The sequence below is a fragment of the Janthinobacterium sp. PSRC1-1 genome (assembly GCF_049897525.1).
In the GTDB taxonomy this organism is placed as follows: Bacteria; Pseudomonadota; Gammaproteobacteria; order Burkholderiales; family Burkholderiaceae_D; genus Janthinobacterium; species Janthinobacterium tructae.
Genome location: NZ_JAFCWK010000004.1, coordinates 531,546 through 549,824, shown reverse-complemented (window position 1 = coordinate 549,824; position 18,279 = coordinate 531,546). Strand labels below are relative to the sequence as shown.

At 64.4% G+C, this 18,279-nt stretch carries 14 protein-coding genes and 1 pseudogene; 10 read left to right on the top strand and 5 right to left on the bottom strand.

The window, feature by feature from the left end; all coding sequences use genetic code 11:
* Window positions 1–100 (top strand): annotated as a pseudogene (locus ACP7DW_RS11780) (IS110 family transposase); the annotation flags it as partial.
* 105 nt (window positions 101–205) lie between these two features.
* On the opposite strand, the gene ACP7DW_RS11775 reads toward ACP7DW_RS11780, so the two are convergent.
* Window positions 206–2,149 (bottom strand): GAF domain-containing protein, encoded by a 1,944-nt coding sequence (locus ACP7DW_RS11775; protein ID WP_426054859.1) that lies wholly within the window; start codon window positions 2,147–2,149, stop codon window positions 206–208.
* A 183-nt stretch (window positions 2,150–2,332) separates the two neighbouring features.
* Here ACP7DW_RS11775 and ACP7DW_RS11770 point away from each other — a divergent pair, with 183 nt between their 5' ends.
* From ACP7DW_RS11770 to ACP7DW_RS11750, 5 genes are all read left to right on the top strand, one after another.
* Entirely contained in the window at window positions 2,333–3,880 is a 1,548-nt protein-coding gene (locus ACP7DW_RS11770) for a C13 family peptidase (protein ID WP_426054860.1), read from the top strand.
* 42 nt (window positions 3,881–3,922) lie between these two features.
* Entirely contained in the window at window positions 3,923–4,285 is a 363-nt protein-coding gene (czcI, locus tag ACP7DW_RS11765; RefSeq protein WP_426054861.1) for a cation efflux protein, CzcI family, read from the top strand.
* A 105-nt stretch (window positions 4,286–4,390) separates the two neighbouring features.
* Window positions 4,391–5,623, top strand: coding sequence for a TolC family protein (locus ACP7DW_RS11760; RefSeq protein ID WP_426054862.1), 1,233 nt, complete (start codon window positions 4,391–4,393; stop codon window positions 5,621–5,623).
* 13 nt (window positions 5,624–5,636) lie between these two features.
* On the top strand, window positions 5,637–6,842 hold the full coding sequence (locus tag ACP7DW_RS11755; RefSeq protein WP_426054863.1) for an efflux RND transporter periplasmic adaptor subunit: 1,206 nt from the start codon (window positions 5,637–5,639) through the stop codon (window positions 6,840–6,842).
* Window positions 6,843–6,867: 25 nt separating this feature from the next.
* Complete coding sequence (locus ACP7DW_RS11750; RefSeq protein WP_426054864.1) at window positions 6,868–10,050, top strand: efflux RND transporter permease subunit; 3,183 nt, start codon at window positions 6,868–6,870, stop codon at window positions 10,048–10,050.
* Between the two features lie 23 nt (window positions 10,051–10,073).
* Here ACP7DW_RS11750 and ACP7DW_RS11745 read toward each other — a convergent pair whose 3' ends face one another.
* Window positions 10,074–10,586, bottom strand: coding sequence for a hypothetical protein (locus tag ACP7DW_RS11745; RefSeq protein ID WP_426054865.1), 513 nt, complete (start codon window positions 10,584–10,586; stop codon window positions 10,074–10,076).
* A 367-nt stretch (window positions 10,587–10,953) separates the two neighbouring features.
* Between ACP7DW_RS11745 and ACP7DW_RS11740 the strand changes: the two genes are divergently transcribed.
* Window positions 10,954–11,589 carry a PEP-CTERM sorting domain-containing protein gene (locus ACP7DW_RS11740; RefSeq protein WP_426054866.1) on the top strand — a complete coding sequence of 212 codons (636 nt, stop codon included), beginning with the start codon at window positions 10,954–10,956 and terminating at the stop codon, window positions 11,587–11,589.
* 525 nt (window positions 11,590–12,114) lie between these two features.
* Window positions 12,115–12,489 carry a hypothetical protein gene (locus tag ACP7DW_RS11735; RefSeq protein WP_426054867.1) on the top strand — a complete coding sequence of 125 codons (375 nt, stop codon included), beginning with the start codon at window positions 12,115–12,117 and terminating at the stop codon, window positions 12,487–12,489.
* On the opposite strand, the gene ACP7DW_RS11730 is transcribed toward ACP7DW_RS11735, so the two are convergent.
* A complete protein-coding gene (locus ACP7DW_RS11730) occupies window positions 12,490–15,471 on the bottom strand; it encodes a sensor domain-containing diguanylate cyclase (RefSeq protein ID WP_426085208.1) in 2,982 nt (993 codons plus the stop codon).
* Between the two features lie 324 nt (window positions 15,472–15,795).
* Here ACP7DW_RS11730 and ACP7DW_RS11725 point away from each other — a divergent pair, with 324 nt between their 5' ends.
* Together ACP7DW_RS11725 and ACP7DW_RS11720 are read left to right on the top strand one after the other, a co-directional pair.
* Complete coding sequence (locus ACP7DW_RS11725) at window positions 15,796–16,044, top strand: hypothetical protein (RefSeq protein ID WP_426054869.1); 249 nt, start codon at window positions 15,796–15,798, stop codon at window positions 16,042–16,044.
* Between the two features lie 45 nt (window positions 16,045–16,089).
* Window positions 16,090–16,479, top strand: coding sequence for a helix-turn-helix domain-containing protein (locus ACP7DW_RS11720; protein ID WP_426054870.1), 390 nt, complete (start codon window positions 16,090–16,092; stop codon window positions 16,477–16,479).
* Here the strand turns inward: ACP7DW_RS11720 and ACP7DW_RS11715 are convergent.
* Both ACP7DW_RS11715 and queC read right to left on the bottom strand, forming a co-directional pair.
* Complete coding sequence (locus ACP7DW_RS11715; RefSeq protein WP_426054871.1) at window positions 16,463–17,368, bottom strand: sterol desaturase family protein; 906 nt, start codon at window positions 17,366–17,368, stop codon at window positions 16,463–16,465. The genes ACP7DW_RS11720 and ACP7DW_RS11715 overlap by 17 nt on opposite strands.
* Before the next feature lie 88 nt (window positions 17,369–17,456).
* Entirely contained in the window at window positions 17,457–18,170 is a 714-nt protein-coding gene (gene queC / locus ACP7DW_RS11710; protein ID WP_096233648.1) for a 7-cyano-7-deazaguanine synthase QueC, read from the bottom strand.
* Window positions 18,171–18,279: the final 109 nt, after the last annotated feature.

Genomic DNA, 18,279 nt, shown 5'->3' with positions numbered 1-18,279 from the left:
CAAACTGATCATTGGTGCCATGATGCGCAAGCTGGTGCACGTGGCATTCGGCGTGCTCAGGTCGGGGAAAATATTTGATCCGGCCTTGCACGCCGCTTGACGGGGATAACAGTATCTACGCGATACGCACACCAGCAAACCACGCTGCGGCCCAAGACCCCAACTTGGGCTCTCCGGGCCAATCCGGCCCGCCGTTTTCAGGTTTTCAAGCGCTCTTCGGCTCCAATGGGAAGCGTATCTTGTAGTGCAACCCCATCCCCGGCGCGCTAACCACCTTCACCGTGCCGCCCAGCGGCCCCGTCACCAGGTTATACAGAATATGCGCACCCAGGCCGCTGCCGCCCGAGCCGCGCTTGGTCGTGAAGAAGGGATCGAACAGCTGGCCCAGGGTGGCGCTGTCCATGCCCATGCCATCGTCGCTGTAGTCGAGTTCCAGCATCTCGCCGGCCGTGCGCACGCTGATCTTGATCTTGCCCGGTTCGCCTTCGACAAAGCCGTGCACCAGTGAATTGACCACCATGTTCGTGACGATCTGCGAGACGGCGCCAGGATAGCTGCGCAGCTGCACCTCGGGCGCGCAATCGATCTCCACCTTGATCGGTTTGCCCTTCAGCTTCGGCTGCAAGGAAAGCAATATTTCATCGAGATATTTGCGCAAATTAAAGCTGCGTAATTCGTCCGAGGACTGGTCCACGGCCACCTGTTTGAAGCTGCGCACCAGCGCCGCGGCGCGCTGGGTGTTCGTCGTCATGATGCGCAGGGTCTGGTCGATGATGTCGAAAAATTGCCGCAAGCCGTCTTCATCGAGCTGGCCGCCGTCCAGGTCTTCGCGCGTGAGTTTCAATTCCTGCACCAGGTGGCTGGTGGCCGTCACGCATATGCCCAGCGGCGTATTGATTTCATGCGCCACGCCAGCGACCAGGCGGCCCAGCGAGGCGAGCTTTTCCTGGCGCACCAGTTCCGACTGCGCTTCCTGCAAGGCGCTCAGGGCGCTGTTCAGGGCCGCGTTCTGTTCTTCCAGCGTTTCCTTGGCCTGGCGCATGGCGCTGTCGGCCTGGATGCGGGCCATCGCCACGGCCACATGGCTGGCCATGAAGGCCAGCACGTCCAGTTCCGCCTGGCCATACACGACGGATTCGTCGTAGCTTTGCACGATGATCACGCCATATTTGCGCTCGCCCAGCAGCATGGGCGCGCCCATCCAGCTGGCGATGCCCACATTGCCGAGCGGCTCGTCCATCTCGCCGCTGGCCACCAGCGCCGCATAGCTGCTGGCATCGAGCAAACACGCTTGCCGGCGCGCCAGCACGTAGGAACTCATGCCGATGCCGTAATGGAAGCGTTTCACGGGCGCCTGCGCATCCTTTTCATCGACGAAATACGGGATCGTGATGTCCTTGTTGTCGGGATGGTACAGGGCGATCAGGAAATTCTTCGCCGTCACCAGCTCGCTGATGATGGCATGCAGGCGCGCATACAGGGTCGTCGCGTCGGCCGCCTGCGCCGACAGGTTGGCGATTTCATACAGCGCATGCTGCAGGTTTTCCGCGCGGCGCCGCTCGGCTACCTCGTGCGCCAGCAGGGCCGTGCGCTCCTGCACCGCCTTTTCCAGCCGATCCATGCTTTGCATGCCTTGCAGGGCGCTCGACACGTGCGTGGCGATCAGCGCGAACAGGGCCTGGTCTTCCAGGCTGAAGTGGTGCTGCGCGTCGTAGCTCTGGATGACGATGGCGCCCAGCACCTGATGCTGCTGGTCCAGCAGCGGACAGCCGATCCAGTGCTCGGCCGCCGTGCCGCCGCCCCAGGCGCCGCCACCGATGGCGCGCATGGCGTCGTCGTCGGCCGTCATCACCAGCTGCTTGCGGTTGACGATGACCCACGCCGTGGGCGACTGCGCGGCACTGGCCAGGCGCACGCCCTCGTCCGGGTCGGGCGCGGCGTCGAATTCATCGACAAAATAGGGAAAGCGCACCAGGCCGTCATCGCGGTCGCTGAGCGCCACATAAAAGTTCGCCGCATACATGATGCGGCCCAGCGCCGCATGCACCGCCTGCAGGAATTCGCTGATATCGCTGCAGGTGCTCGAACGCTGCCCGATTTCCAGCAACACGGTTTGAACGGCTTCCAGACGGCTGAGACGGCTTTCCATGGGTAACTGTGTGCCTTGTGTCGATATGTTCTGAAAATCAATATTATCAGTTCAGCCCAGCCTTGGCACGGCATAAAACGCACAATCTTGCCGTGAGGCAGCGCAACACACGCCACGCCGGCATTTGCCACCTTGGCGATACAGTGGCAGACTAGGCCCCTTCCTACAGACCAGACCGTCCTCATGACCGCCACGCTACGCGCCTCGCTTCGTCCCTACACCCTCGCCGGCCTGCTGGTCTTTGCCGCGCTGGGCATGCCGCCGCTGTGCGCCGCGCCCACCAAGGCGCCGGCGGCGGAGACGGCCGATGGCGGACGCTATTTCGGTCCCCTCGTCGCGGGCAAGATGCATGGCCAGGGCCGGCTCGAGTACGCGAGCGGCGCGTTTTACGCAGGGGGCTTCGCGCGCGGCGTGTTTTCCGGCCAGGGCACGCTGCGCCAGGCGTCCGGCGTCGAGTACACGGGCGCCTTCCGCCAGGGCGCCTTCGACGGCATCGGCCGCTACACCTCGCCCAAGGGCGAGATCTATGCGGGCAGCTTCGTCAAGGGCAGCTTCGAGGGACAAGGCCGCTTCCAGGGCGCCGACGGCGCCACCTTCGAAGGCCAATTTCAGCACTGGCGCCCGCATGGCGCCGGCAAGCTGACCGACACGGACGGTACCGTCTTCGAAGGCGACTTCGTCCAGGGTCAGGTGCAGGGCAAGGCGAAAGTCAGCACCAGCGACGGCATCCACTACGAAGGCGAGCTGAAAGACTGGAAATTCGAGGGTACAGGCGTGCTGCGCACGGCCGACGGCGACGAATACCGGGGCGGCTTCAAGAATGGCCAGTTCGACGGCAAGGGCGTGCTGCGCTACGCCGTGGCGCAGGCGGACGGCCGGCGCGAAGACAGCGGCAACTGGACGGAAGGCCAGCTGGACGACCCGGCCTTGGATAAGCTCACGCGCGACAATATCGAGCTGGCCCTGTACCACCAGCGCAGCCTGCTCGACGGTGCCCTGGCCCGCATCGCACCGCGCGATGCGGCGAAAAAGATCAATCTGTATTTGCTGGGCGTGGCTGGTGATGGCGCGCAAGAAGTGTTTCACCGCGAAACAGCCTTCGTGCAGCGCCAGTTCGACCGCGATTACGGTACCGTGGGCCGTTCCTTGATGCTCGTCAACAGCCGCAACACGGTGGCGCAGCAGCCGATGGCCACGCGCACCAGCATCGCCGCCAGCCTCGACGCGCTGGGCGCGAAGATGGACAAGCAGAACGACATCCTGTTTTTATTCCTCACCAGCCACGGTTCGCCCGAGCACGAACTGGCGCTGGCGCAAAATGGCATGGACCTGCACAGCCTGCCCGCGCAAGAGCTGGCGTCCATGCTCAAGCACAGCGGCATCCGCTGGAAAGTCATCGTCATCTCGGCCTGCTATGCGGGCGGCTTCATAGCGCCATTAAAAGATGACAACACCCTCATCATCACGGCCGCGCGCAGCGACCGCACCTCGTTCGGCTGCGACGACCAGAACGATTTTACGTATTTCAGCGAAGCGTATTTCAAGGAAGCGCTACCCAAAAGCGCCGGCTTTGCCGAAGCCTTTGACCAGGCCAGGGGGCTGGTGCGGGCGCGCGAGGCGGCCGACTTCCGCGAAGGCGGCATGGAAGCGGAAGAGCATTCCGAGCCACAGCTATTCCAGGGCAAGGCCATCGCCGCGCAGTTGAAGGCGTGGCGCGCCCAGCCGCGCTAAGCCGGGCACGGCCGCCCGCCTTTCTGTACAATAGCCGTCACCATGCGTAAATTCTTCCTCATTTTGCTGCTGTTCGTGCTTCCGCTCCAGATGTCCTGGGCCGCGGCGAGCGCGTATTGCCTGCACGAGGAAGGCAAGGCGGCGCAGCACCTGGGCCACCACAGCCATCAGCACAAGGCGGATGCGGACAAGAAACCCGTAGCCGACAAGGCTGACAAGCAATCCAAAGGCCAGCCGCACAGCGACTGCAACGTCTGCCATGGCATCGGCCATGCGTGGCTGCCGGCCGGCTCCAGCCTGCCCATCGGCGACATGGCGTCCGTCAACGCAGACACTTCCCCCTTCTTTTACGCTTCCCACATCCCGGACGTTCCCAAGCGCCCTGACTGGTCGTCGGCCATCTAGGCCGACGGGACGTTTCAATCGCTTATCGCCATATGCGCGCCTGACTAACTCAGGCGCCAGCCTGCGCGTCCCGTCGAATTCTTTTCCATGTTTTTGGAGAATTCGATGCACCGATTCATCTTGTTACTATCCGCTGGCCTGCTGGCCGGCAACTTTGCCCACGCACAATCTGGCGTGGAAGCCGCCTCCCCCCTGACCCTGCCCGCCGCGCTGCTGCTCGCCGAAGGCGGCAACGCCACCCTGTCGGCCGCCCGCCACGAACTGGCGGCGCAAGCGGGCGCCCTGCAGCAGGCGCGCGCCCTGCCCAATCCGGAACTGCAAACGGTGCTGGAAGACACGCGGCGCGCCACGCGCAGCACCACCGTGCAGCTCAATCAGCTGATCGAACTGGGCGGCAAGCGGGGAGCGCGCGCCGCCGTCGCCCAGCGCGGCGAAGACCTGGCGCAAGCGGGCCTTTCCCTGCAGCAAGCCGACACGCGCGCGGCCGTCACGTCCGCCTTTGTCGACGTGCTGGCGGCGCAGGAAGGCTTGCGCCTGGCCGACAGCGCGCAAGCCCTGGCCGCGCGCGCCAGCGACATCACGGCGCGCCGGGTGACGGCCGGCAAGGCGTCCCCTGTCGAGGAAACCCGCGCCCGTGTCGCCGAAGCGAGCGTGCGGCTGGAGCTGAACCTGGCCCGCAGCACGCTGGCCAGCGCGCGCCAGCGCCTGGCCGCCCTGTGGGGCAATGCCACGCCCCGTTTTACCCTGGCGGAAGGTCGCCTGGAAACCCTGCCCGTGCTGCCCCCGGCCAGCGAACTGGAGGCGTGCCTGGGGCAAGCCCCGGCCGTGCGCCAGGCGCACCGCGCGCTGGCCCAGCGGCAAGCCATGCTGGACGTGGAACAGCGGCGCGCCACGCCCGACGTCACGCTGAGCATCGGCATGAAGCGCTCGGAAGAGCTGGGCCGCAACCAGGCCATCATCGGCCTGGCCTTGCCGCTGCCTTTGTTCGACCGCAACGCGGGCAACAAACTCGATGCCTTGCGCCGCAGCGACAAGGCCAACGACGAGCTGGCCGCCGCCCGCATCGATGTGCAAACGAAGGTCGCCGCCGCCAGCGAACGGCTGGCCACGGCCCGGCTCGACGTGGAAAGCTTGCGCCAGGACATCTTGCCTGGCGCCCAGAGCGCCTACGACGCGGCCAGCAAGGGCTTTGAGTTCGGCAAGTTCGCCTTCCTCGACGTGCTCGATGCCCAGCGCACCTTGCTGCAAGCCAAAAACCAATACCTGCGCGCGCTGACCGAAGCGCAGCACGCCGCCGCCGAGATCGAGCGCCTGCTTGGCGCCCCCGCTCCCCTGTAAGGAAGACCCGATAATGAACATCACACTCGACAAAAAACAAACGATCGCCATCGCGGCCATCGTGGCCGCCGGCATCGTGCTGGCTGCCCTCATCCTCGGCACGGGCAAGTCCAGCACCCCGCCAGCGCCTGCCGTCAAGGCGGAAGCCCATGCTGAAAAGAAAGACGAACACGGCCACGAAGAAGTGGAAGGCCGGCTGGAGCTGAGCGCCGCGCAAAGCAAGACCGCCGGCGTCGTCATCGCCACGGCCGCGCCCGGGCGCATCAAGACCACCGTCGCCCTGCCTGGCGAAATCCGTTTCAATGAAGACCGCACCGCCCACGTCGTGCCACGTCTGGCCGGCGTGGTGGAAGCCGTGCAGGCCGACCTGGGCCAGCTGGTCAAAAAGGGGCAAGTGCTGGCCGTCATCGCCAGCACGGAACTGTCGGAACAGCGCAGCGCGCTGCTGTCGGCGCAGCGGCGGCTGTCGCTGGCCCGTTCCACGTATGAGCGCGAGGAAAAACTGTGGCGCGAGAAAATTTCGGCCGAACAGGATTATCTGCAGGCGCAGCAAGCGTGGCGCGAAGCGGAAATCGCCGTGCAGAACGCGCAGCAAAAGCTCAGCGCGCTGGGCGCCAGTGGCGCTGCCAAGGGTCCGCTGAACCGCTACGAGATCCGCGCGCCATTCGACGGCATGGTGCTGGAAAAACACATCACCCTGGGCGAGGCCGTCAAGGAAGACGCGAACATCTTCGTCATTTCCGACCTGTCGACCGTGTGGGCGGAAATCGCCGTGCCGGCGAAAGACCTGGCCACCGTGCGCATGGGAGGCAAGGCGGAGGTGAAAGCGTCCGCTTTCGATGCCAGCGCGCAAGGCACGATCACCTACGTGGGCGCGCTGCTGGGCGAGCAGACGCGCACGGCGAAGGCACGCATCAGCTTGTTGAACCCCGACATGGCGTGGCGTCCGGGCCTGTTCGTCACGGTGGAAGTGGTGTCCGGCGAAGCGGACGCGCCCGTCACCGTGCAGAGCACGGCCATCCAGACGGTGGAAGACAAGCCCGTCGTCTTCGTGCAGGTGAAAGATGGCTACCAGGCCACGCCCGTGGTGCCGGGGCGCAGCGATGGCACCTTGACGCACATCAAGCAGGGGCTGGCCGCCGGCACGCCGTACGCGGCGCAAGGCAGCTTCGTCCTGAAATCCGAGCTGGGCAAGGATTCCGCCGGCCACGAACATTGATCACGTCAAAGCTAAGGAAACCATCATGTTTGAACGCTTGATCCGCTTCGCCATCGACCAGCGCTGGCTGGTGATGCTGGCCGTCGCCGCCATGGCTGGCCTGGGCATCTACAGCTATCAAAAGCTGCCCATCGACGCCGTGCCCGACATCACCAATGTGCAGGTGCAAATCAATACCCAGTCCGCCGGCTATTCGCCGCTGGAAACCGAACAGCGCGTGACATTCCCCATCGAGACGGCCATGGCCGGCTTGCCGAATCTGGAACAGACGCGCTCGCTGTCGCGCTACGGCCTGTCGCAAGTGACGGTGATCTTCAAGGATGGCACGGACATCTATTTTGCCCGCCAGATGATCAACGAACGCTTGCAGGAAGCCAAGGAAAGTCTGCCAGCCGGCATCACGCCGAAGATGGGCCCCGTTTCCACGGGCCTCGGCGAAATCTACCTGTGGACGGTGGAAACGCAGGAGGGCGCGAAAAAGCCCGATGGCACGCCGTACACGCCGACGGACTTGCGCGAAATCCAGGACTGGATCATCAAGCCGCAGTTGCGCAATGTCACGGGCGTGACGGAAATCAATGCCATCGGCGGCTACGCCAAGCAATACCAGGTGGCGCCCTACCCGGAAAAACTGGCCGCCTACGGCATCAGCCTGCAAGACGTGGTGACGGCGCTCGAACGCAACAACAGCAACGTGGGCGCCGGCTATATCGAACGGCAGGGCGAGCAACTGCTGATCCGCGCGCCGGGCCAGGTGGCGTCGAAAGACGACCTCGCCAACATCGTCGTCGCCAATGTGCAGGGCGTGGCGATCCGCATCCGCGACGTGGCCGACGTGGTGCTGGGGCGCGAGCTACGCACGGGCGCGGCGACGGAAAACGGCCGCGAAGTGGTGCTCGGCACGGTCTTCATGCTGATCGGGCAAAACAGCCGCGCCGTCTCGCAAGCGGTCGACAAAAAGATGATCGAGATCAACCGCAGCCTGCCCAAAGGCGTGCACGCCGTCACCGTGTATGACCGCACGGTGCTGGTCGACAAGGCCATCAATACGGTGAAGAAAAACCTGCTCGAAGGCGCCGTGCTGGTGATCGCCATCCTGTTCCTGTTCCTCGGCAATATCCGCGCGGCCGTCATCACGGCCATGGTGATTCCGCTGGCCATGCTGTTCACGTTTACGGGCATGGTGCAATACCATGTGAGCGCCAACCTGATGAGCCTGGGCGCGCTCGATTTCGGCATCATCATCGATGGCGCCGTGGTGATCGTGGAAAACTGCGTGCGCCGCCTGGCCCATGCGCAGCAGAAACTCGGGCGATCCTTGACCTTGCAGGAGCGTTTTCATGAAGTGTTTGCGGCATCGCAAGAAGCGCGCCGTCCCCTGCTGTATGGCCAGCTGATCATCATGGTCGTGTACCTGCCCATCTTCGCGCTGACGGGCGTGGAAGGCCGCATGTTTACGCCGATGGCCCTGACGGTCGTCATCGCCTTGCTGGGCGCCATGCTGCTGTCGATTACTTTCATTCCCGCCGCCGTGGCGCTGTTTATCGGTGACAAGGTCGCGGAGAAGGAAAACGCCATCATGCGCGCCGCCAAGCGCTGGTATGCGCCGCTGCTGGACAAGGTGATGCGCAACACGCCCGTCGTATTGACGGGTGCGGCCGTGGCCGTCGTGCTGTCCGGCTTGCTGGCCACGCGCATGGGCAGCGAATTCGTGCCCAGCCTGAACGAGGGCGACATCGCCATCCAGGCCCTGCGCATCCCCGGCACCAGCCTCACGCAATCGCTGGCCATGCAGCAGCAGCTGGAAAGCAAGCTGATGAGTAACCACAAGGAAATCGCGCGCGTGTTCGCCCGCACGGGAACGGCCGAAATCGCCTCGGACCCCATGCCGCCGAATATTTCCGACGGCTACATCATGCTGAAACCCCGCGACGAATGGCCGGAACCGAAAAAGTCGCGCGAGCAATTGCTGGCGGAAATCGAAGCGACGGCCACCAGCTTGCCAGGCAACAACTACGAGTTTTCGCAACCGATCCAGCTGCGCTTCAATGAACTGATTTCCGGCGTGCGCAGCGACGTGGCCGTGAAACTGTTCGGCGATGACATGCTTGTCCTCGACAGCACGGCGGCGAAGATCGCCGGTGTGCTGGGCAAGATACCGGGTGCGACGGAAGTGAAGGTCGAGCAGACGACGGGGCTGCCCATGCTGACGGTGCAGATCGACCGCGAGCAGACGGCCCGCTACGGCCTGAACATTGCCGACGTGCAGGCGGCGATCGCCACGGCCATCGGCGGGCAAGAGGCGGGCACCCTGTTCCAGGGCGACCGCCGCTTCGACATCGTCGTGCGCCTGCCCGACAGCCTGCGCAGCGACCTGGAGCAGCTGAAACGCCTGCCCATCGCCCTGCCCCTGGGGGCGGCGGCGGAAGGCCGCGCGCGCTTCATCCCGCTCGGTGAAGTGGCCAGCCTGCAAGTGGCGCCGGGGCCGAACCAGATCAGCCGCGAAGACGGCAAGCGCCGCATCGTCGTCAGCGCCAACGTGCGCGGACGCGATATCGGCTCGTTTGTTGCGGAAGCAACGCAGCAGTTGCAAGCACAGGTCAGCATTCCGGCCGGCTACTGGACCAGCTGGGGCGGCCAGTTCGAGCAATTGCAGTCGGCCACGAAACGCCTGGAACTGGTGGTGCCCGTGGCGCTCGCGCTCGTGTTTGTGTTGCTGTTCGCCATGTTCGGCAACGTGAAAGATGGCTTGCTCGTGTTCAGCGGCATCCCGTTCGCCTTGACGGGTGGCATCGTCGCTCTGTGGCTGCGCGACATTCCCATGTCGATCTCGGCGGCGGTCGGCTTCATCGCCCTGTCCGGCGTGGCCGTGCTCAATGGCCTGGTGATGATCGCCTACATCCGCCAGCTGCGCGAACAGGGCATGCCCTTGCAGGAGGCGATACGCGAGGGGGCAATCACACGCCTGCGGCCCGTCTTGATGACGGCGCTGGTGGCATCCTTGGGTTTCGTGCCGATGGCCATTGCCACGGGCACGGGCGCCGAAGTGCAGCGCCCGCTGGCCACCGTGGTGATCGGCGGAATCCTGTCGTCGACGGCCTTGACCCTGCTGGTGCTGCCGCTGCTGTACCGGCTGGCGTACCGCAAGGAAGACGAGGTGGAAATGCACACCGCGCCCGAAGGCGCGGCGGTACAGCTGAGTAAATAGAGAGAAGCGCTACCGCAATCGGCTTAACCCGGCCGGCGGTAGCCGCCCTCGATCCAGTTCGCCGCTGCGGTAGCGTTGAACTTGAACGCGGCCGAGGTGCGCACCTTGGCGATCTGTTCGCCGTCCGCGTCGTAGGCGCTCAGTTCCGCATATGGGTGCTCTTCGTCGGGCACGATGTCGAACATCACCTTGATTTGTCCCTCGTCGGTGGCGACGAACAGGTACTTGTGCAATTGCGCATGCAGCTGCTGCTCGTGGCGGCGCAGCACTTCCGAGGCCGTCTTGACCAGGGTATTGAACGCGTTGACGTCGAGCGGCTTCGGGTTTTTCTTGTCGCGGCCCATGGTCCACGGCCCCACCAGCGCCGGCTCCGGCTCGCCATCCTTGATCATGGCTACGGCCCAGCCTTCATCTTCCTCATTCTTGATCACCCTCGCCGTCCAGCCATTGCCGACCCACAGGCGCGGCTCCTGGATCGGGGCGTCATTGTCCTGCTCGGCTGCGTCGTCGGAAAAGTCGGGGAAATCGGTACTCATGGCGGTGCTCGTGATGGAGGGTCGGGGCTAGCATGATAGTCGAAAACGCCCACCCGTGCCGCCTTGCCGCAAGGTAAGGCGCGGCCCGCCATAGTCGATCTCAGCAATAAGGCAAGCTATCAATGTAGTAGCTTTATTCTAGCAATCGAGCTTTGATATTGCTCAAGTCAGACTATTATTATTTTGCAATCTGAATTATGTTTTTTATATTTCAAATATTGCATTTAGTAATGCTTGGCCTCAAGAAATTCTTTCATCATGCGACGTCCCTCGTCCCCGCACGCCGCCTTGCATCGCCACGCCAAGCACTTCTGCCTGTCCTGATCAAAACAGCTGCGCACACCTATAAATCTTTGAGGGAATAAACATGAAAATCTTGTCCATACTGGCATGCGCGACGCTCGCTGCCGCCGCCGGCAGCGCCAGCGCCGTCCCCACATTTACGGCTGGCGGCACAGCCCTGGCCGGTCAAGGGCTGGTGACATCCGTTGCAGGCGCCACCACGATCGATTTCAACAGCGGCATCCTGCCCGCCAACTACATCGACGGCGCGCTGTTCACCGGCACGAACAGCAACCATGCCGCGCCTCCCGGCGATATGAGCAAGTATTTGTCGGCAGGCACGTCTTCCGACCAGCACTCGCCCGTGACCGCCAACTTCAGTAGCGGCTTGAGCTATTTCGGCTTCTACATGGGTTCGCCGGACTCGTACAACAGCGTGACCTACACCTTTGCCGACCACAGCTCGACCACGCTGACGGGCCTGCAACTGGCAACGCTGGCCGGCGATGCCGCCAACGGCAATCAGTCCGTGGGCCTGTACGTGAATGCCTTCGCCGGCGTTGGCAGCAAGATCACGTCGGTTGCCTTCCACTCCACGCAGAATGCCTTCGAGACGGATAACCACGCCTTCATCACCGCCGTGCCGGAGCCGGAAACCTATGCCATGCTGCTGGCCGGCCTGGGCATGCTGGGTTTCATGCTGCGCCGCAAATCTTCCTGACGCGGGCAGGTACTGGCAAAAGCCCGCGATGCGGGCTTTTTCACGGCCAGGCCAGACGGCTGCCGTCCGTCAGTGCCATCAGCACATGGACATGGCAGGCCGGTTAGGCCAGGTCAGCGGCGGACCGGGCGGTACCCAGCGTGGGTCGATGGCTGGCAGTGGCGCATGGTAATTAAAGGGGTTGATGATGATCGGCGGTATCGCCGATGGCGCACCGACGGGTTCGGCGCAGGACTGCGGGGCGCTACGCTGGCGCGTGCTTCGATGGTGGGAAAGGGATAGCGATTGATCCCCGGTATCTGCAAACAAAAGCATGTTGCCCTCCTTGCGAGACTGAGGAATTCAGTATAGGACGGCTTGCGCGTATTACAAGAAAAGAAATCTTGTTACAGATCAGTGTTCTCTGCCCGTACAGACCTCCCATACCGTGAAAATGACGGCCTGTCGCACGCCGCTGGCGGCCAGCCCGGCGTGCCCCTACAGTGTGATCATGCAACACCCCCTCCACCCACACTGAGGCTTACCATGAAAAAATTACTCACCTTCGTCCTCATCGTCATGCTCGCCTGCCTGTTGCTCGACAAGGTCGGCGGCAGCGACATGCACATGCAATTCCACGGCGACGATGTCGACGGTCCGCTGGAATGGCTGTTCGGCCTGGTGTTTGCCGGTGGCGGCTTGCTGGTCGCCGCCATTGCGCTGGTGTGCGCCGCCGTCGTCACGGGCGTGGTGCTGGCGGGAGTGGGCGTGGTGCTGATCGCCGTGCTGGCACTGTGCGTGGTACTGGTGCTGGCGCTGAGCACGCCCGTGCTGCTGCCGCTGCTGATTCCCGTCGCCATCGTCTGGCTGATCGTCAGCCGCAAGCACAAGCAGGCACAAGCGCACCAGCACAGCCTGTAATCACTGTGCCATGAACTTGCTGAGCACGCCGTCGCTGCCGCCATCATTCTGTTCGATGCGGTTGCGCCCGCCCCGCTTGGCCCGGTACAGCGCCTCGTCGGCGCGCGCCAGCACGGCGTCGCAATCGGCATCGGTGCCGGCCATGGCGGCCATGCCGATGCTCACGGTGATGGTGATCAGGATGCCGCCATCGGTGGTCAGCGAACTTTCCGCCACGCGCCGGCGCAAGCGTTCGGCAAACACGGCCGCCGCCGCCAGGTCGGTGCCCGGTAGCAAGATGGCGAATTCTTCGCCACCCACGCGCCCTGGCACGTCGACCTTGCGCAGCGCCTGGCACATCAGCGCGCCCAGGTGGCGCAGCACGGTATCGCCCACGGCGTGGCCATACTCGTCGTTGACGCGCTTGAAGTGATCGATATCGAGCATCAACACGCTGGCGCAACTGGCCATTTCACGCTGCAGCCGTGCATGCTCGTTTTCCAGTGCCGCCATGAAGTGGCGCCGGTTCGGCAAGCCCGTCAAAAAATCGGTGGTGGCCAGCTGCAGCAATTCCGCATTCATGCGCTTGCGCTCGGTGATATCGAGCGAGGACACCATGACGAAGTCCAGGCTGTCGGCATGGCCGGGCATCACCAGCAAGCTCAGCTCGTTTTGCCGCGCCGCGCCATCGAGACGCACGAAGCTGCTCTCGCACTCGTACAGGTGCGCACCACTGGCCAGCGCCAGCAGCGCATCGCCGAAACGGGGCAAGGCGCTGGCATCGAAATTCTGCGCCAGGCCCAGCGCGCCGCGCCGCTGGTCGCTCTCGTTGGCACGCACCTGCGCCAGCGCGGCGCCGTTCGCATCGATGATGCGCACCAGCCCCGCCAGCCGCTGCAGCGCGTCCGGATGGGCCTGGAAGTGGGCGCCCAGGTCGCGCACGCCCGCTTGTTCGAGCGCATCGAGCGCGGCGCGCACGGCCGACCAGTCCTGTTCCCACAGGGCCACGGGCGCATGGTCATACAGGCTGCGAAAACGCGCTTCGCCGGCGCGCAGAGCCAGCGCCACCTGCGCCTGTTCGATGGCCATGCCGGCCAGGTGCGCCGCCTCGCTCAGCCGCGCCAGATGCGCCGCGCCCGGCAAGGTAGGCTGGCGGTGATACGCCATCAGCACACCGAGCAACTTGCCCGAGCCGCCACGTACGGGCTCGGCCCAGCACGATTGCAGCTGGGCCCGCCACGCCAGTTCCATCGTCTCTTGCACATCGGCAACGGCATGCAGGTCGCCCACGATCACGCGCTGGCCGTCGCGCAGCGCTTGCGCGGCGATGCCATGCACGCCCTGCAGGGTATCGAGGTCATGGCCATGGCTGGACACGTTGAAAAACGCGGGCAAGCTCGGCGCCGCGCCCAGCACCAGGCGGTGGCGATTTTCATCGAGCAACAAGATGCTGCACAGCATGGCGGGATGGTCGGCTTGCACGCTCAGCACCACGCTTTCCAGCACCCGCTCCAGCGGCGCGCCCGTGGCCAGCATTTCCAGCACTTGCCGCCGCGTGTGCTCGCGCCGCTCCATCTGGCTGCGCTCGCTGATGTCGCGGAAGGTCCACAAGCGCGCCTGTTCGTTGCCCAGCTGCATGCTGCGCACGTATTGCTCGACCACCCGTCCATCGCGCAGGTGCAGCACGTCGCGCCGCTCGCGGTGGCCGTGCGGCGCGTGGGCGCGTGCTCGCAGGAAAGGCGCCGCCTGCTCCAGCTGGCTTTCCACATGGCGTACCAGTGCCGCGCCGTCCGCTTGCCAGTCGAGCGCATCGGGCACTTGCCACAGGTCGCGGAAGCGCCGGTTCGAGGTGAAGATGCGGCCTGCGATGTTGTCGACCAAAATCCCGTCGATGGTCGAATCGAGGATGCTGCGCAGCATGGCCTGACTGCGCTGCGCCGCCTCGGCCATCGCCAGCACGCTGGCCTGGCCCTGCTCCAGCTGATCCGTCAGCTGGCTCGAACGCGCCAGCGCCGCCTGGGCGCGGGCGCGGCCCGCCGCCAGCAGCCAGGCCGCCAGCGCCAGCACGATGCTGGCCAGTAAACCGGTCCAGGCCACCAGGCGGGGCCGCGCCAGCAGCTCGCCATCGAAGCCCGGCATGGCGCGCACGCGCAAGGTCCAGGCATGGCCGGCGACGCTGACCGCCTGCTGCGACACCATGCTGTCCGACGCGGCCGCCGCCTGCATGTCCGGCAAGCTGTCATACATCAGGGCCGCCTCAGCCTGTTGCACCCCATCATAGATTGCCAGGTCCAGCTGGCGCGCGCCCTCGCCGCCCACGCCCGCCATCAGGTCGACCATGCGGAACGGCGCAAACACCCAGGCGCGCAAGGCGGCGCGGCGCTGCGCCACGCTGGCATGCGGCAAGCCATTGTCATACACGGGCAGCACGATCAGGAAGCCATGCGCCTGGGCGCTGCCGCCATCTTGCACCAGCTGGATCTTGCCCGTCATGGCCGCTTGCCCCGTGTCGCGCGCCTGTTCGAGCGCGGCGCGGCGCACGGGTTCCGACCAGATGTCATAGCCGAGCGCCAGCAAGTTGCTTTCGTTTAAAGGTTCCAGATAAGTGATGGGCGCATGCCAGGCGCGCTGGCCCGGCGGACGCACGGCATAGCCGGGATAGCCCTCCGCGCGCACGCTCGCTTCGTGCCGCGCCAGCCCGGTACCGGGCACCAACGGCAGGTAGCCGATGCCGTGGATGCCGGGAAAATGCCGGTCCACCTGCTGCACCGCCAGATAGGCATGGAATTCGCTGCGCGTGACGTCCTGCGAACTGGCATACAGTCCCTGCACGCCGTGCAGCACCTGGATGTAGGTCTGCATGCGCACGACGATGTTGCCCACCAGTTCGCGCACGCGGAAGTCAAAATCGGCCTGCACCTGCTGTTCGCTGGCGTCGTGGGCATTGCGCCAGGCGCCATACGTCAGTCCCAGGCACAGCGCCAGCACCAGCGCAGCCAGCACGCGCGGCCCCACCCAGTGCGACACTGACCGAGCAAACCACGACGTAGACGCGCGTGTAGGCATGACAGGCGGACAAGCAGAATGGACATCAAACCGCTACACGGCCAGCAGCATGGCTGGCAGCGGGCTGCACGATTACCATCGGTAGTCGATGAGAATGATAGTACGTTACAGCGGGCGCCCTTGCAATGCTGAATATTGTATTAAAAAAATCACAAATTTCGCAAATGCAATAATGTGTACTTCGGGAACATTCGATGCCGTGACAACCATCCCCCGTCCGCCGGCATGCACGCCCCGCAATCCATCAGACAGGAGTCGCGTTTGCAGCAAGACGGCTGGCAGGGAACATTATGGCTGGCGCCCGACTTTGCCATCTTGCATGGCGCAGCGGGCGCCACGGACAGCCACGCCCATTATGCGCACCAGCTGATGCTGAGCACCGGGGCGCCCTTCACGGCAGAGCTCGACGGCATCGTCCACACGGCGCGACACTTGCTGATCGAAAGCCTGCGCCCGCACGCCATCGTGGCCGCGCCGGCTTTCATGCTGACCATCTATGCGGAACCATAGCGCCTGAGCGGCGCGGCATTGCTGGCGGCCGCCAACAGCGCAGGCGTGCCCAAACTCGACATCCTGGCCGCCGCGCTGCAGGCCCAGCCGCGCGAGCAGCTGGCCGACGCGCGCGTGCAGCGCGCGCTGGACCAGGTCGATGCGCTACTGTCGGGCAAGGTCAGCGCGGCCGCCGTGGCCGAGGCGGCGCATTTGTCGCTGAGCCAGCTGGAACGGCTGTTCAGCGCCCAGCTGGGCCTGCCCGTGCGGCGCCTGGTGCTGTGGCGCCGCTTGCGCCTGGCCATCCGTTTCATCTTGCTCGGCAGCACCCTGACGGATGCGGCCCACGGCGCCGGTTTTGCCGATGCGGCGCATTTTTCGCGCACCATGCGCAGCCTGTTCGGCGTGCGCGCCGACCGCAGCTTGCGCCGGCTCGACGTCAAGCTGCTCGATTGATGGCTTTACGCAAGTCCGCCGGCAATTCGGGCGCGCGCACGCCCTCTTCCGCGCGGAACGGTTCGATCAGTTGCGGCAGGTAGGCCACCGGGTAATCGGGCCGGCTGCCGATGCCCAGGTCCTCGCCCCGCATGCGGTAGCCCGGCGCATCGAAGGCGGTGCCCAGCAGGCGATCCCAGCACGTAAAAAACAGGCCGAAATTCACGTCGCCGGCCGTGCCGTATTTCATGTGGTGGAAACGGTGCAGCGGCGCCCAGGCGAATACATGGCGCAGCGGCCCCATGCGCATGTCGACATTCGCGTGCTGCAGCAACAGCTGGATCGCCACGGCAAACGCCAGCACGGCCATGACATGCTCGGGTATGCCCAGCAACAGCAAGGGCAGCATGCCGCCCGCCGCTTCCAGCAGCAGGTGCAGCGGGTGTTTCATCCAGCCATTCAAACCGTACAGGCGCTGCACGCTGTGGTGCACGGCATGCAGTTTCCACAGAAAATAAGAACGGTGGCTCAGGTAATGCACGAGCGTGATGCCGCAGTCGGCGATGACGATCGCCAGCAGCAGTTGTGCCCAGAACGGCAGCTGGACCGGCCAGAATGCGCCCAACGCCAGGTGCCCGGCCAGCAGGGGAAAAGCAGCCAGGCCCGGCAGGTACAGCGCCTCGTTGACGAGCGCGTGCAGCACGTCGCGCCAGCCGTCGCCGTGCGCATGGTTCCACGCGCCATCGTATGGCAGATAACGTTCGGCAAGAAAAGAGGTGAGCAGGGCCAGCAGCAGCAAGGGCGGCAAGAGCCAGAGAGAAGCGTGGCACGCGGCGATCAGGCAACTGGCGGCGCCGATGAAGCCGGCCCAGAACACGGGGCCGTACAGCGCGGCAAAGAGGGATTTCATGGCAAGACGCTCCTGTGGCAAAAACCACAGCATGGCTTGTCCCCCTGCCGCGCCGCTTGAAGAAACGGCGCAACTTACTACAACTTGCTTATTTCGCTGCCTTCCTCGCCGCGTATTGCTGGTAGCCATTCGCGCGCAGGGCACAGGCGGGGCACGTGCCGCAGCCATAGCCCCAGTCGTGCAATTGCCCCCGCTCACCCAGGTAGCACGTGTGCGTGCCGCTGCGGATCAGGTCGACCAGCGGCTGGCCGCCCAGGTCTTGCGCCAGGTCCCAGCTTTGCGCCTTGTCCAGCCACATCAGCGGCGTTTCCAGTTTCAATCGCGTATTCATGCCCAGATTCAGCGCCACTTGCAGGGCCTTCATCGTATCGTCGCGGCAATCCGGGTAGCCGGAAAAATCCGTCTCGCACATGCCTCCGACGAGCACCGTCAAGCCGCGGCGATACGCCACGGTGGCGGCCACCGTCATGAACAGCAAGTTGCGTCCAGGCACGAAGGTGTTCGGCAAGCCGTTTTCCTGCATGACGATCTCGACGTTCTGCGTCATGGCCGTATCGGAAATGGCGGCAATCAGGGACAGGTCGATCATGTGATCCTGCCCCAGGCGGCTGTCCCACTCGGGCGATTGCTGGCGCATCTGTTCGAGCACGCCGGGACGCACGGTCAGCTCGATCGCATGGCGCTGTCCATAGTCAAAGCCGATGGTTTCGACGCGGCTATAGTGCTTCAAGGCCCAGGCCAGGCAGGTGGTGGAATCTTGTCCACCGCTAAAGAGCACCAGTGCGGAGTCCGTTGCTAGCATAATTTCTTTCTTTTCAGTTTTACTCTGTTGCAATCGTGCGCGGGGAAACGTGATTCCCCGCGCAAAAAATACTTATTCGTCCGCCATCAGTTTACCTATTCCGGTAACA

Coding starts and splice junctions, on each gene's coding strand:
- ACP7DW_RS11760 (WP_426054862.1), top strand. CDS start 4,391: ATGCACCGATTCATCTTGTTACTATCCGCTGGCCTGCTGGCCGGCAAC.
- ACP7DW_RS11740 (WP_426054866.1), top strand. CDS start 10,954: ATGAAAATCTTGTCCATACTGGCATGCGCGACGCTCGCTGCCGCCGCC.
- ACP7DW_RS11775 (WP_426054859.1), bottom strand. CDS start 2,149: ATGGAAAGCCGTCTCAGCCGTCTGGAAGCCGTTCAAACCGTGTTGCTG.
- czcI (WP_426054861.1), top strand. CDS start 3,923: ATGCGTAAATTCTTCCTCATTTTGCTGCTGTTCGTGCTTCCGCTCCAG.
- ACP7DW_RS11750 (WP_426054864.1), top strand. CDS start 6,868: ATGTTTGAACGCTTGATCCGCTTCGCCATCGACCAGCGCTGGCTGGTG.
- ACP7DW_RS11745 (WP_426054865.1), bottom strand. CDS start 10,586: ATGAGTACCGATTTCCCCGACTTTTCCGACGACGCAGCCGAGCAGGAC.
- queC (WP_096233648.1), bottom strand. CDS start 18,170: ATGCTAGCAACGGACTCCGCACTGGTGCTCTTTAGCGGTGGACAAGAT.
- ACP7DW_RS11735 (WP_426054867.1), top strand. CDS start 12,115: ATGAAAAAATTACTCACCTTCGTCCTCATCGTCATGCTCGCCTGCCTG.
- ACP7DW_RS11715 (WP_426054871.1), bottom strand. CDS start 17,368: ATGAAATCCCTCTTTGCCGCGCTGTACGGCCCCGTGTTCTGGGCCGGC.
- ACP7DW_RS11755 (WP_426054863.1), top strand. CDS start 5,637: ATGAACATCACACTCGACAAAAAACAAACGATCGCCATCGCGGCCATC.
- ACP7DW_RS11770 (WP_426054860.1), top strand. CDS start 2,333: ATGACCGCCACGCTACGCGCCTCGCTTCGTCCCTACACCCTCGCCGGC.